General features: G+C 51.8%; 13 protein-coding genes. 8 read left to right on the top strand and 5 right to left on the bottom strand.

Annotated elements, in window-relative coordinates; all coding sequences use genetic code 11:
- Positions 1-35 precede the first annotated feature (35 nt).
- Complete coding sequence (locus tag EDM56_RS11255) at positions 36-629, bottom strand: DUF421 domain-containing protein (RefSeq protein WP_122917997.1); 594 nt, start codon at positions 627-629, stop codon at positions 36-38.
- 181 nt (positions 630-810) lie between these two features.
- Between EDM56_RS11255 and EDM56_RS11250 the strand changes: the two genes are divergently transcribed.
- The 7 genes from EDM56_RS11250 to EDM56_RS11220 all read left to right on the top strand — a co-directional run bounded on the left by EDM56_RS11250 (position 811) and on the right by EDM56_RS11220 (position 8,018).
- On the top strand, positions 811-1,626 hold the full coding sequence (locus EDM56_RS11250; protein WP_122917996.1) for a serine hydrolase: 816 nt from the start codon (positions 811-813) through the stop codon (positions 1,624-1,626).
- 279 nt (positions 1,627-1,905) lie between these two features.
- Complete coding sequence (locus EDM56_RS11245) at positions 1,906-2,937, top strand: BMP family lipoprotein (protein WP_122918276.1); 1,032 nt, start codon at positions 1,906-1,908, stop codon at positions 2,935-2,937.
- 170 nt (positions 2,938-3,107) lie between these two features.
- Positions 3,108-4,613 (top strand): ABC transporter ATP-binding protein, encoded by a 1,506-nt coding sequence (locus EDM56_RS11240; RefSeq protein WP_122917995.1) that lies wholly within the window; start codon positions 3,108-3,110, stop codon positions 4,611-4,613.
- Positions 4,613-5,680: an ABC transporter permease gene (locus tag EDM56_RS11235; RefSeq protein WP_122917994.1), complete on the top strand. Its 1,068-nt coding sequence runs from the start codon at positions 4,613-4,615 to the stop codon at positions 5,678-5,680. The genes EDM56_RS11240 and EDM56_RS11235 overlap by 1 nt, the downstream gene beginning before the upstream one ends.
- Positions 5,664-6,587 carry an ABC transporter permease gene (locus EDM56_RS11230; RefSeq protein WP_122917993.1) on the top strand — a complete coding sequence of 308 codons (924 nt, stop codon included), beginning with the start codon at positions 5,664-5,666 and terminating at the stop codon, positions 6,585-6,587. Before EDM56_RS11235 ends, EDM56_RS11230 begins: the two co-directional genes overlap by 17 nt.
- 15 nt (positions 6,588-6,602) lie before the next feature.
- Entirely contained in the window at positions 6,603-7,280 is a 678-nt protein-coding gene (locus EDM56_RS11225; protein ID WP_425456295.1) for a sulfite oxidase-like oxidoreductase, read from the top strand.
- A gap of 3 nt (positions 7,281-7,283) precedes the next feature.
- Positions 7,284-8,018 (top strand): nucleoside phosphorylase, encoded by a 735-nt coding sequence (locus EDM56_RS11220; protein WP_122917992.1) that lies wholly within the window; start codon positions 7,284-7,286, stop codon positions 8,016-8,018.
- Between the two features lie 66 nt (positions 8,019-8,084).
- Here the strand turns inward: EDM56_RS11220 and EDM56_RS11215 are convergent, their stop codons facing one another.
- Positions 8,085-8,495, bottom strand: a complete 411-nt coding sequence (locus tag EDM56_RS11215) for a VOC family protein (protein ID WP_122917991.1) — start codon at positions 8,493-8,495, stop codon at positions 8,085-8,087.
- A gap of 201 nt (positions 8,496-8,696) precedes the next feature.
- On the opposite strand from EDM56_RS11215, the gene EDM56_RS11210 reads away from it, so the two are divergent.
- Positions 8,697-9,554 carry an NAD-dependent epimerase/dehydratase family protein gene (locus tag EDM56_RS11210; RefSeq protein ID WP_122917990.1) on the top strand — a complete coding sequence of 286 codons (858 nt, stop codon included), beginning with the start codon at positions 8,697-8,699 and terminating at the stop codon, positions 9,552-9,554.
- Positions 9,555-9,686: 132 nt separating this feature from the next.
- Here the strand turns inward: EDM56_RS11210 and EDM56_RS11205 are convergent, their stop codons facing one another.
- From EDM56_RS11205 to wrbA, 3 genes are all read right to left on the bottom strand, one after another.
- A complete protein-coding gene (locus tag EDM56_RS11205; protein ID WP_183192392.1) occupies positions 9,687-10,757 on the bottom strand; it encodes a hypothetical protein in 1,071 nt (356 codons plus the stop codon).
- The gene (locus tag EDM56_RS11200) at positions 10,747-11,319 is read right to left on the bottom strand and encodes a sigma-70 family RNA polymerase sigma factor (RefSeq protein ID WP_122917989.1); all 573 of its coding nucleotides are present in this window, start codon (positions 11,317-11,319) and stop codon (positions 10,747-10,749) included. Before EDM56_RS11200 ends, EDM56_RS11205 begins: the two co-directional genes overlap by 11 nt.
- Positions 11,320-11,616: 297 nt before the next feature.
- On the bottom strand, positions 11,617-12,228 hold the full coding sequence (gene wrbA / locus EDM56_RS11195; RefSeq protein WP_122917988.1) for an NAD(P)H:quinone oxidoreductase: 612 nt from the start codon (positions 12,226-12,228) through the stop codon (positions 11,617-11,619).
- Positions 12,229-12,255: the final 27 nt, after the last annotated feature.

Below are 12,255 nucleotides of genomic sequence, written 5' to 3'. Positions count from 1 at the left end.
AGATGGGAGGCTTCCTTTCTAAATTGTATAGCTTGTTACTGCAATTTTTGCGGATGAGAGTTTTGATGGCCGTTAACGATCTCAGCAAATATATTCTCGGAAGCGAGTGACCGATCCAACGTTGCCGGAACTTTTAGCTCAAGGAGCTCCATCAAGCGCTGGATGTCTTCTTTTGTGGCGGGTTGTTTTTCCGTTTTTAATTGATATCCCAAATTACCGCTTACCTCCATTGTGGCCCATTGAACATCAGATCTGTTTGCGATTCCTGCTTGTCGAAGCCGCATTTCCAATTTATCGACGGAAAGTCTGAGCTTGGACAAGTTTTGCTCAACCAGCTCCCCATCTTCGATAACGATAACCGCTTTACCTGTAATGAATGTTTCAAAGGCATTCGATTTCATTTCGAGATACTCTATCAGCATCATGACCAACACTAAAACCGCGGCAAAAAGAAAGGTAGGCCAGTATCCGTTCCCAGTGATCGGCTGGATGATCAAAGTGCCAAGGCCGATCATAACGACCACCTGGGCCATGGTCATTTGCGAAATTGATTTCCTGCCAGCGATGCGCAGCAAGAGAGTGCCGAAAACAATAACGCCAACCGTTTGCCAAATGAGAGTCCAGCTCATAGAATGACCTCCATGCTTACATAATCTTGTCAGTATGTTGTCCCAAAATGTGGGGATTTATCACAGCCTGTACATGACCAGCCTCAGCACCCGCTCCTTTTTGATTGAATAGTCCGGCATTTAAATAGTAAACTTCTTCCTGAGGCAAAAACCAGTACAAAAAGAGAGGAAGGATCGCAAAATGGACCAACTGAAGGAAACGATCATCGACCTGACGGCAAAAGCGGGGGGCACCTGGGGCGTTTTCGTGGAAGATTTGGATACAGGCAAAAGCTTGGCACACAACGAGGGTGAGCTGTTTCTAGCGGAAAGCGTCATTAAAGTGCCGATTATGGCCGCGGTCTTTGCAGCTGCCGAGGAGAAGCGCTTCAATCTGAGCGACACAATGACGCTGCGGCGCGAGGACATGGTGGGGGGATCGGGATTTTTGCAGCATATGACGCCGGGGATCGTGCTGCCAATCTATGATCTGATCACGCTGATGATCGTACAGAGCGACAATATGGCGACCAATATGCTGGTCGATTTGGTAGGGGCGGACGCGATCAATCAGACAATGCGGGAGACGGGCATGAAAGAAAGTCATTTCTTCAATAAATGCTGCGTCTATCCGGTCAAGCGTGAAGGGCTGAATGAGATCACGGCTGCAGACGTCAACGCTTTGCTCAAAACGCTCGCAACCGGCAGCTACATCTCCTATCACGCCTGCCAGCAGATGATCGAGATCATGAAAAAGCAGCAGGTGCGAAACGGTCTTCCTGCGTATTTACCTGAATCCGACTCGCCGGTGATCGGTAGCCTGACACCCTGGGAAATGGCGCACAAACCAGGCTGGGATACAGGCAGACAGCATGACGCAGGGATCTTGTTCGCAGGGAAAAGAAGCGTCAGCATCACGGTTCTCTCCAAAGATATCGAGCCATTCTCCGCTCTCGATACATTGGCCAAGATCGGACGAAGTGTCTATGCGTACATGACGGCGGGGGAAAAAGCATAGCTGGATGAATTTACTTACTGCCAACATTCGTTTTTTTTCGACAAATTGCTCTTTTCACTCTTGAAAAAATAGTAGTATCAACTATAATGGTGTTTATTGGCGAGTAGGCTAACCCTTATTAGGGTTAGATCGTCTTTAAACCCGTTTATTCCGATCAGAAAAATCAAGATTCGCATGAACGTCTATTCCGTGCAGGTCCGTTTTGCGTTTGATGGCGCAAAAAACGGTCCGCACGATAAGAAAAGATATAAATAGGGGAGAGAGATCGTAATGAAAAAGATGAAAGCACTGTTCATGTCGCTGTCCGTTTTTGCGGTATTGGCGGCAGGCTGCTCCACAGAGAAGGCGCCGGCGGCAGACAACTCGTCAGCACAACCGGCAGGGGAGCAAAAAGCGAAAAAGAAAATTGCGCTCGTGTTGCCTGAAAAAATCGGGGTAAACCCATTCTTCCAGCAAATGGATGAAGGTGTAAAAAAAGCGGGTAAAGATTTCGGCGTTGACGTAAAAACGATCGAATCCACTGACCAAGCAGCTATCGAGCAAAACCTGCGCGCAGTTGTTGCAGAAAACTACGACCTGATCATCACTTCTTCTTTTGAGTCCGAGGACGCGCTGAAAAAAGTTGCTACCGAAAATCCGGACAAGCCTTTCACCATCATCGATACGACGGTTGATCTGCCTAACGTGCGCAACGTTGTGTTCCGTGAGCAGGAAGCGGCTTACCTGGTTGGTGCGGCAGCGGGTCTCGCTACCAAAACAAACACAGTCGGTATCGTTGTGGCAATGGACATCCCGAACCTGAAAAAATGGTCGGTTGGCTATGAAGAAGGCGTAAAAGCAACCAATCCGAATGCAAAAGTATTGGTAAACTACGTCGGCAGCTTCACAGACCCGGCGAAAGCGAAAGAATTGGCGATCCTGCAGCATTCCCAAGGGGCTGACTTCATCAACGGCGCTTCTGCTGTAGGCGACCTCGGCGTATTTGAAGCAGCAAAAGAAAAAGGCTTCTACACATCCGGCCAAGACGTGGACCGCACCGCGATCGACCCTGAACATATCGTCCTGTCCCAGCTGAAAGGTACGGATGCAGTCGCTTACGATACAGTGAAACAATTCGTTGAAGGCACCTACAAGCAAGGTACGTACGATTACGGTCTCAAAGAAGATGGCGTAGGCGTAACGTATGTCACGCGTGAAACCAAAACACCATTGAACGCGTTCATCGGTGAAGACATCATCAACAAAGTAAAAGCGATCAAAGATGAAATCGTCTCCGGCAAACGCACAGTGACTAACCCGCTGAAGCAATAACGCCATAGGAAATAGAAGGAAAACCGGCTGCGCTCAGGCAGTCGGTTCCTTTACGTTTTACAGAGTAACGCCTTCTGGTTGCACGTAGACAGGACAAGAACGATGAATCACGTAAGGAGGACAAGAACAATGAATCGTTCTTGTCTAAACAAAGAAAGGATGAGGAACGGATGACCGTTTTGTTGGAGATGGACCGCATCACTAAGCAATATGGCACCTTTACCGCGAACGATCAGGTCAGTTTTTCTCTGCATGAAGGGGAAATCCATGCGATCGTTGGCGAAAACGGCGCTGGCAAAACCACTCTGATGAGAATCCTGTACGGGATGGAACAAGCGACCTCCGGAACCATTCGGATTCGCGGGAAGGAATGCCAGTTTCAAAACCCGGCGGCAGCGATTCAAAGCGGTATCGGCATGGTCCATCAGCATTTCATGCTTTTCCCGTCCCGGACGGTCGCCGAAAACATCGTGATCGGCAAGGAACCGAAAAAGGGGATCTGGTTTGATCGTCGCGCTGCGGCGAAAGCGGTGAATGAATTGTCAGAAAAGTACCGCATGTCCGTAGATGCGAACAAAAAAGTGGGCGATTGCCCAGTCGGCACCCAGCAGCGCGTGGAAATCCTCAAAGTGCTGTACAACGGCGCGGACATCATCATCCTCGACGAACCAACAGCGGTCTTGACGCCGCTCGAGGTGGGTGAGCTCTTGGTTACGCTGAAGAGCTTGGCTGCCCAAGGCAAAAGCATCATCCTGATCACGCACAAACTCCATGAAGTGATGGAAGTGGCGGACCGCATTACCGTACTGCGAAGCGGTAAGATCACTGGGACGATGAACAAGGCGGACACGAATGTCGAAGAGATTTCCCGCCTGATGGTAGGCCGCGACCTCGTCGGCATCAAGCGCCGGGAGCGACAGCCGGGCAAGCCGATTTTGCAGGCGGAAGGGCTGTTCGTTCGCGGAGAAGCAGGGAAGCCGCTGTTGGACAATGTTTCGTTTCACGTCAACAGCGGTGAAATCGTCGGCATTGCTGGGGTGTCTGGCAACGGCCAATCCGAGCTGATCCAGGCGCTGACCGGCCTTCTACCAGTGGATCGGGGCACCGTAACGCTCGAAGGAAAAAACATGACCAACAACACGCCGCGATCGATCCGTGAGGCTGGGTTAGCGCATATCCCGGAAGATCGATATTTGTGGGGCGCGGCGAAGAATTCGTCGGTTAAGGAAAATGCTATGATGGGCCATTACCGAAAGCCGGCGTTTCAAAAAGCAGGATTCCTCGATCACAAGCGGCTAAACCAGCAGGTGAGCGAATGGGTAAAAAGCTTTGCGGTGAAGACAGAATCGATTCACGAACGTGCGCAAAACCTTTCCGGGGGAAATTTGCAGAAGGTGATTGTTGCCCGGGAAATTGGCCAGGAAACACCGTTTTTGATTGCGGCTGAGCCTACGCGTGGCGTTGATATCGGGGCGATGGAGTTCATTCATCAGCAAATCATGCAAAAGCGCGATAAAGGCGAAGCGGTTTTGCTTATATCGTCCGAGCTGACGGAAATTATGACCTTGTCTGACCGGATTTTGGTTATGTATGAGGGGAAGATCGTCGGCGAGCTCGATACACAGACAGCGACAGAAGAAGAAATCAGCTTGTTAATGGCAGGAGGAGGGCATTGATGAATCGAACAGGGTCATTTTTTGCTTCCCTGCTTCATCCGATTGTTGCAATAGTGGTCGGGTTCCTCGCGGGAGCGATCGCGATTGCCGCGAGCGGTGCGCCTGTGCTGGAAACGTACGGGGAGATGTGGAAGGGCGCGTTCGGCAGCTTTTACTTCTTCACCAGCACATTGGCACGGGCGACGCCGATCATTTTGATCGGGCTGGGGATTTGCCTCGCGTTCCGCGCCGGCTTTTTCAACATGGGGGCGGAAGGGCAGATGGTGCTCGGTGCAATCGCAGCTGCCCTGACGGCACTTTATTTGCCGGGGCCGGGGATCGTGAAGCTGCTGGGGGCGTTACTCGCCGGGATTGCCGCAGGCGGAATCTGGTCCGTCTTGGCTGCCTGGATGGAAGTCAAATTCAAAATTGATCTCTTAATCAGCACGCTTTTGATGAACTACATCGCCACGCTATTCGCCGGATATTTGGTGACCGAGCCGTTCAAGGACAATACCGGTTCGGCGGCGATGGCACAAAGCATGATGATCGACAAAAGCGCGTGGCTGCCGAAGCTGTTCCACGGCATGACACTGCACGCCGGTTTTTTGATCGCCATCATTTTGGTTATCGTACTTGCCTTTTTGTTCCGTCGGACGATTTTCGGCTATGAAGTCAACATGCTGGGTCAAAACCCGTTCTTCGCGGCATATGGCGGCGTAAATCGCGGGAAAGTGATGCTGTTGTCCATGTTTGCGAGCGGTGCTTTGACTGGCTTGGCGGGCACGGTTGAGGTGCTGGGAGCGCAATACCGCTACATCGACGGCGCTTTGACTGTGCCAAGCTACGCCTGGACAGGCCTGATGGCCACGCTGTTAGCCAACTCCAACCCGGTGGGTACGGCATTGGCGTCGATATTGCTCGCCGCCTTGCAAACCGGTGCAATGGGGATGGAGCGCAATACGGAAGTGCCTCTGGAAGTATCCGGCGTTATTCAAGCCGTGCTGATTTTATTCGTGTCCGCAAAGTTCTCGTATGCGTTCTTGAAGCGGAGAAAGGAGCGGAAAACCGATGGAGCATCTGTTTGATCTCTCGCTACTCAATTCCACGATCCGGATGGTGACGCCGATTTTGCTGGCGGCCTTGGGCGGATCGCTGTGCGCGCGGGTGGGCCTGTTCAACGTGGGACTGGAAGGGCAGATCCTGGTTGGGGCATTCGCTGCTGTCTTGGGTAACCATATGACTGGAAGCGTCACGCTCGGCGTCTTGTTTGCCATCGTGTGCGTGCTGCTGTTCTCGCTCTTGTTTGCGTATTTGACCATCAATTTGCGCGCCAACGAGATCGTCGTCGGTATCGCCAGCAATTTCCTTGCGACCGGCTTGACGACCTATTTGCTTCGAATCGTCTTTGATGTCAAAGGTGCCTTTTATGACAAAGACATGCAAGGATTGCCGCAATGGAGCATTCCTGTTTTGAAAAACATTCCGGTTCTCGGCGATATGATTTCGGGACATTCGCCGCTCGTCTTTTTGGCGTTTATCCTGGTTGTCGTGCTCCAGTTTTTCTATTTCCGCACCGTCACTGGCTTCCGTCTGCTGGCGACTGGAGAAAGTCTCGTCGCGGCGCAGAGCATGGGGATCAAAACCCGACGGATGCAGTACGGGGCAGTCCTCGTCTGCGGCATTTTCTGCGGTTTGGCCGGAGCACAGCTGTCGCTCGGACAAGTTACGATGTTCTCGGAAGGGATGACGGCGGGACGCGGATTCATCGCGCTGGTTGCGATGATGCTGGGGCAATCCAACCCGCTCGGCATCATGGGAGCGAGCCTCTTGTTCGGCTTTATGGACGCTTTCTCAATTCGCCTGCAAGGGCTCTCGATGCCGACTCACTTCACGCTCATGATGCCGTACGTGATGACGGTTATCGCGATGTTCTTCTTCAAGGACAAAAATTTGCTCAAAGGAAAAACGGGCGCAAGCGGCAGCACGCGCTAACGGGAGGGTAAACCGATGAACGGCAAACAACACGATAAGGCAGCGCGCATCCAGAAGATGAAGCTGCCGCCCGTCGATCCGGCGCTGGCGCACCGCCTGCCGCCCGGGCAAGTTTTGACCGAGCGTTTCCCGATTTTGCATGAAGGGGACGTGCCTACGTATGACATGAGCACGTGGACGCTTCGGTTGTTCGGCACAGTGGAACAGGAAGTGACACTATCGTATGACGACGTCATGGCCTTGGCACAGTCGAAAATGGTGTGCGACATTCATTGCGTGACGCGCTGGTCCCGCTTTGACAACGAATGGGAGGGCGTCCGTTTCAGAGAGCTGCTGAAGCTGGTCAACGTCAGCCCTGATGCCAAGCATGTGATGATCCATGCAGACTACGATTACGATACGAATGTGCCGCTCAACGATTTGCTGGGCGACGACATCTTGCTGGCGCACTCCTTTGGCGGCGAACCGCTCAATGCCAAGCATGGCTGGCCGCTGCGTCTAGTGGTGCCGCATCTCTACTTCTGGAAAAGCGCAAAGTGGATTCGGGGCATTGAATTCATGACGGAAGACCGACCTGGCTTTTGGGAGCGCAATGGCTTTCACAATTACGCCGATCCGTTCGCAGAGCAGCGCTTCTCCGGTGAAGCCCTGCCGATTCCTGAGGACGAGTGGGAGAAAAAGGAGTTTGATTAAGCGATGTTTCTGCCGATTTTGCAAGTGAATGCTGAGGATTTGCCTGCACAAGGAATCGTTTGCGGGGACCCGCGCCGTGCCAAGCTGATTGCCGAAAAGCTGGACAATGCGCGTGAGCTCGCGTTTAGCCGTGAATACCGCGTGTTTGTCGGGGAGCGGGATGGCGTGCAAATGGTAGTCGCAAGCCATGGTGTCGGATCGCCGGGAGCGGCCGTCTGCTTTGAGGAGTTGATCAAAGGCGGTGTGAAAACGTTGATCCGCGTCGGTACAGCCGGTTCCTACACGACGGAAGCACCGTCCGGCAGCTTGATCGTCAGCGTGGCGGCTGCTCGGGAAGAAGGATTGACTCGCCAGCTTGTGCCTGCCGGTTTTCCGGCAGTAGCTGATAGCAAGATCGTCGATGCGTTGTACGAGATCGCATCTGCGACAGAAGGTATCGTCAAAAAAGGCATGACGGTCACCTATGACGCGTTTTTTGCCGGAGTGCTGGAGTTCCCGCATCAGGCGTATAAGCGGGCAGGCATGCTGGCTGTCGAGATGGAGATCGCCGCTCTGTATGTCGTCGCATCGCTGCGCGGGGCGCGGGCAGGCGCGATTCTCGCTATCGACGGCTATGCCGATGCAGATCTTGCGAATGAGTACGATCCGCATACCGAGACGGTGAGCCGAGCGGTGGAAAAAGAGATCGAAGTTGCGATCCAGGCAATTGTGCGGTTAGCGAAAGAAGAACGTGAATAAGGGCGAAATGAAGCAGGGCAGGTACCGATCATCGATCAGGTGCCTGCCCTGTTTGTCGCCTGCTTATCACCCAGGCATCTGGCTCATATCCATGTACAGCACATTCCACCGGTGTCCGTCAAGATCGCAGAAGCCCGCGCCGTACATCCAGCCTTGGTCATGGGGCTTGGCATACACCGTTCCGCCAGCACTCACAACCTTGTCGATCAGATCGTCCACTTCTTCTTTGCTTTGTGCATCGATGGAAAGCAAGACTTGCGTGGTGTTGGCGGTATCGGGAATGTCATTTCCCGTAAACGCTTTGAAGGTGTCTTCGGGAAACAGCATGACGACCACATGCTTGTCCCCGATGAGCAGGCTGGCCTTATCGTCACTGTCGGCAAAACGCGGGTTCAGTGCAAAGCCAATCTCGGAGAAAAACCGTTTGGAACGCGGAACATCCTTTACTGGCAAATTGATCCAGATTTCTTTTGGCATCGCCATCGCTCCTTCGCGTATTCGTTGATTATAGAGAATCGACTTACTATGAAATTCTGTTGCGAGCTTCATTTTCCTGTTTCGAATAGCAACCATCATGTTGTCACAAAAATATCCCTTATTTTGTCTTATTCGATGAGGGAGTGGCATGAATTGCTTTGCCATTTTCGTATAAGAGAAATGTTACAGGAGGGAATATCCATGAAAATATTCGTAGCAGGAGCAGCGGGCGTCATTGGGCGTTTACTTGTGCCACAATTGGTAAAGGCAGGGCATGAGGTAATCGGTACCACTCGCAACGAGCGAAACCGTGACGTGATTCAGGCAATGGGAGCAGAAGCGCTCACCGTCGATGTTTTTGATCGGGAGGAGGTGTTAGCCGCACTTCGGCAGGTGCAGCCGGATGTGGTCATCCATCAGCTTACTTCTCTGGGGGAAATGAATTTTGCGGAAAACGCGAGAATCCGCGTGGAAGGAACGCGTAATCTGGTCGATGCGGCGAAGGCGGTGGGCGTTCAGCGGATGATCGCGCAAAGCATCGCATGGACGTACGAACCAGGGGATGGGCCAGCTGCCGAGACTGTTCCGCTCGACGTGCATGCGCCGATGCCGCGCAAATCAACAGTGGATGCAGTTGCGGCACTTGAGCACGCTGTTGCGGAAATCCCACAACATGTGATTTTGCGCTACGGCATGTTTTATGGACCAGGAACTTGGTATGAGCGTGGAGGCGTGATGGCAGAAAACATTCGCGAGCAAAAACTACCGGCCACCGATGGCATCACGTCTTTCCTGCACGTAGCGGACGCGGCACGTGCGGCCGTACTCGCGTTGGACTGGCCGACCGGCGCCGTTAACATCGTGGATGACGAGCCGGCAGCCGGAACAGAATGGCTAGCGGTGTATGCCCAAGCGCTGGGCGCACCTGAGCCGATTCATCAGCCAGGTGCGAACCGGGGCGAGCGGGGAGCTACCAATGCCAAAGCTCTCAACGAGTATGGATGGGAGCCGCTTTATCCGACATGGCGGACCGGTTTTGCTCAAAGTTTGAGTCGGTAATCCTGTTCAATCGTGAAAAAGCCGGGTTTTCCTTTTTTAAAAGGAACCCGGCTTTTTGTTTGTTACATCTTGAAAGTGGGGCTTCTCATGTGTCGCCTTTTGCCTGCTTCATCCAGCTCGTCTTGCCGCCTTCTACCATGGTGTTTCCGTTTTGTGGTCAATCACTTGTACGACTTTTGGTTCAACCGCTTGCTTCATTTGTTCCAAAGAACTGTCGTTTTGAGGATTGTCTCCGCTTTGTTCAGCTTGAAGTTGACCCTTAGCCTGGGTGGTTGCAATCACATCAATCACTTGTTGTTTTGAGACATTTTTAGCGGCTGCAATCTCGACAACGGATTTCCCTTTTGCTAATTCTTGCTTTAATTCTGCCGGGCTCATTTGCAGCAAAGAGAACAGCTTTTCATCGTTTAAAAAGGAATCAGCCGTATAATCAGGCTTGCCTTTTGTAGAGAAGAAGCCTTCTACGGAAGGTGACGGTCCGCCTCCGATGAGAGAAACACTGATCGTATTGCCTTGAACAAAGACTTGATAGAACGGTGTTTTTGCTCCTTTTTCGGTGTAATTCAACAGAAGCGTTTTTTGATTTGGATTCTCCATTTGCTCCATATGAGACTCGTACTGGTCGATGCTACCGTACATGCTAGCAATGAGATGATCGACCTTCACCTTGATTTCTTGGTCGGGCAATGAAATGACAGGCTTGTCGGCAGGCTCCCAATTCTCTTGATTTACTTGTTCAATCTCACCCGTAATCCCGTTCATATCAAGTCGAACTTTTTTGCCAGTACCTCCTTTTTCCTGCAAAACGATGCTCGTCTGGACCGCTTTTGCTTTGGTTGAATTCGTAGAATCTCCTCCAACTTGGCTTGCTTCGGTAATTTCAAACGATTTTGTTTCGGGAAAAGCGCGATATAGCTTCTCAAGCGCAGCTTTGCCCACCTCATCAACCTTGACTTGTTCAGCGGTCATTGGTGTTCTCGTCAGCATTTCAATCAGTGGAGTGGCCGCAAATACTCCGGTTGGAATCAAAATCGCAGCAGCAATGACTCCGCCAATTACTCGTTTTTTCATGGTTGGTTCGCTCCTTTTTCGTTGCAAATAGTGAGAATAAGATTGTTCGATACGTTTGGAAACGGTCGGTGGACACTCCAACGTTTCAGCTTGATTGTGCAGATGTTCACGGATTTTGCGTTCAATAGGCATTGGTCTTTTCCATCCTTTCCAGGGGGAGATTCCATACGTTTTTTCGAAGCGCCTGAAGTCCAGCATGGTATCGGGATTTGACTGTACCCAGCGGTATCGCGAGCAAAGTCGCAATTTCCTCAAGCGTATAGTCGTGATAAAAACGGAGGATAATCACGGTTCGCTGTTTGTCGGTCAGTTTTTGGATGGCTTGCGAAATTTCTTGGTTGCTTCCCTCCGGCACAGTGGGGTGATCCCAATGATGCTCTTCCCGAAAAAAGACACGGATGCGCTCAAAAATTCGGAATCTCCTCCAGCTCTTGACCCGAAATCGCTGCACCTGGCGGATTACCAAGCCATGCAGCCAAAAGTGAAAAGGACGGCTTGTATCGTAGTTGGGAAGCGAGGTCCACATTTGCATATAGATCTCGTTCATGATATCTTCTCGGTCCTGCTGATGATCGACCAGAAAGGAAACGGTTCGGTAGACATCCCGATAGGTGGCTTCATACAGCGCTTGAAACGCCTGTTGATTGCCTTCTATTATTTTTGCAAGCAATTGGTACATTGTTTCACTTTGCATTCAGAGGGCCCTCCTGAGTAAGCAGCTTACACACTATATTGTCTCTCTGTCGAATAAAGGTTCGGTCTTTTTCTTTTTTTTTTCAAAAGACCAGGTGTCTGTGGCCAGCGATCAGAAAAGAAGACGTATCCAAACAACGGAAGTGGAGATGGTCGTTAGCAATACGAAGGCAGTACCCCATTTGTTACAAGCTGGGAGCACAGCAGATGAGCAACACGAAAAAGGGGCTCGAGAAATCGAGTCCCTTTTTGTGCAAAGCCATCGCGATCGTTGTCAAACAACTGCTTGTCACTTTGGTTATTGCTGTCCTTTTTTCACCCACTCCGCGACGGTAACCGTGCGCTTCGCTTGATGCTTCACTGCAGCTTCCGCATTCTCCGTAAAGTTTCCGTTTTGATCGACCGTAACGGAAGTGCCGTACGGATTGCCGCCTGCGCCAAAGGTGACGGGATCGGTGTAGCCTGGCGCTGCCACGATCGCGCCCCAATGATACATGGTGGTGTAGAGGGACAGCAGTGTCGCCTCATGTCCGCCGTGTAGGTTGGAGGCCGAGGACATCGCGCTCACCACTTTGTTCGCGAGCTTGCCCTGGAACCACAAGCCGCCTGTCGTATCGAGGAACTGCTTCATCTGTGCTGGCATGTTGCCGAAACGGGTAGGCACGCTGAAAATAATTGCATCTGCCCACTCCAGATCGCTCAATGTGACGGTGGGAACATCTTGGGTCGCTTCCACGTGTGCTTTCCACGCCGGGTTGGAGGCAATCGCCGCTTCCGGTGCAAGCTCAGGTACTTTCAATACTTTCACTTCTGCCCCGACCGCTTCTGCGCCTTCTTTTGCCCAGTTGGCCAGCTTGTAGTTGGAACCGGTGGAGCTGTAATAAATAACCGCTAATTTCACATTCGACATCATTGATCTCTCCTTTGTGGGTAGCTT

Origin of the sequence: Brevibacillus fluminis (assembly GCF_003710825.1) — a bacterium.
GTDB lineage: Bacteria > Bacillota > Bacilli > Brevibacillales > Brevibacillaceae > Brevibacillus_D > Brevibacillus_D fluminis.
This window is presented reverse-complemented; position numbering and strand designations above follow the sequence as displayed.

Coding starts and splice junctions, on each gene's coding strand:
- EDM56_RS11255 (WP_122917997.1), bottom strand. CDS start 629: ATGAGCTGGACTCTCATTTGGCAAACGGTTGGCGTTATTGTTTTCGGC.
- EDM56_RS11250 (WP_122917996.1), top strand. CDS start 811: ATGGACCAACTGAAGGAAACGATCATCGACCTGACGGCAAAAGCGGGG.
- EDM56_RS11245 (WP_122918276.1), top strand. CDS start 1,906: ATGAAAGCACTGTTCATGTCGCTGTCCGTTTTTGCGGTATTGGCGGCA.
- EDM56_RS11240 (WP_122917995.1), top strand. CDS start 3,108: ATGACCGTTTTGTTGGAGATGGACCGCATCACTAAGCAATATGGCACC.
- EDM56_RS11235 (WP_122917994.1), top strand. CDS start 4,613: ATGAATCGAACAGGGTCATTTTTTGCTTCCCTGCTTCATCCGATTGTT.
- EDM56_RS11230 (WP_122917993.1), top strand. CDS start 5,664: ATGGAGCATCTGTTTGATCTCTCGCTACTCAATTCCACGATCCGGATG.
- EDM56_RS11225 (WP_425456295.1), top strand. CDS start 6,603: ATGAACGGCAAACAACACGATAAGGCAGCGCGCATCCAGAAGATGAAG.
- EDM56_RS11220 (WP_122917992.1), top strand. CDS start 7,284: ATGTTTCTGCCGATTTTGCAAGTGAATGCTGAGGATTTGCCTGCACAA.
- EDM56_RS11215 (WP_122917991.1), bottom strand. CDS start 8,495: ATGCCAAAAGAAATCTGGATCAATTTGCCAGTAAAGGATGTTCCGCGT.
- EDM56_RS11210 (WP_122917990.1), top strand. CDS start 8,697: ATGAAAATATTCGTAGCAGGAGCAGCGGGCGTCATTGGGCGTTTACTT.
- EDM56_RS11205 (WP_183192392.1), bottom strand. CDS start 10,757: ATGCCTATTGAACGCAAAATCCGTGAACATCTGCACAATCAAGCTGAA.
- EDM56_RS11200 (WP_122917989.1), bottom strand. CDS start 11,319: ATGCAAAGTGAAACAATGTACCAATTGCTTGCAAAAATAATAGAAGGC.
- wrbA (WP_122917988.1), bottom strand. CDS start 12,228: ATGTCGAATGTGAAATTAGCGGTTATTTATTACAGCTCCACCGGTTCC.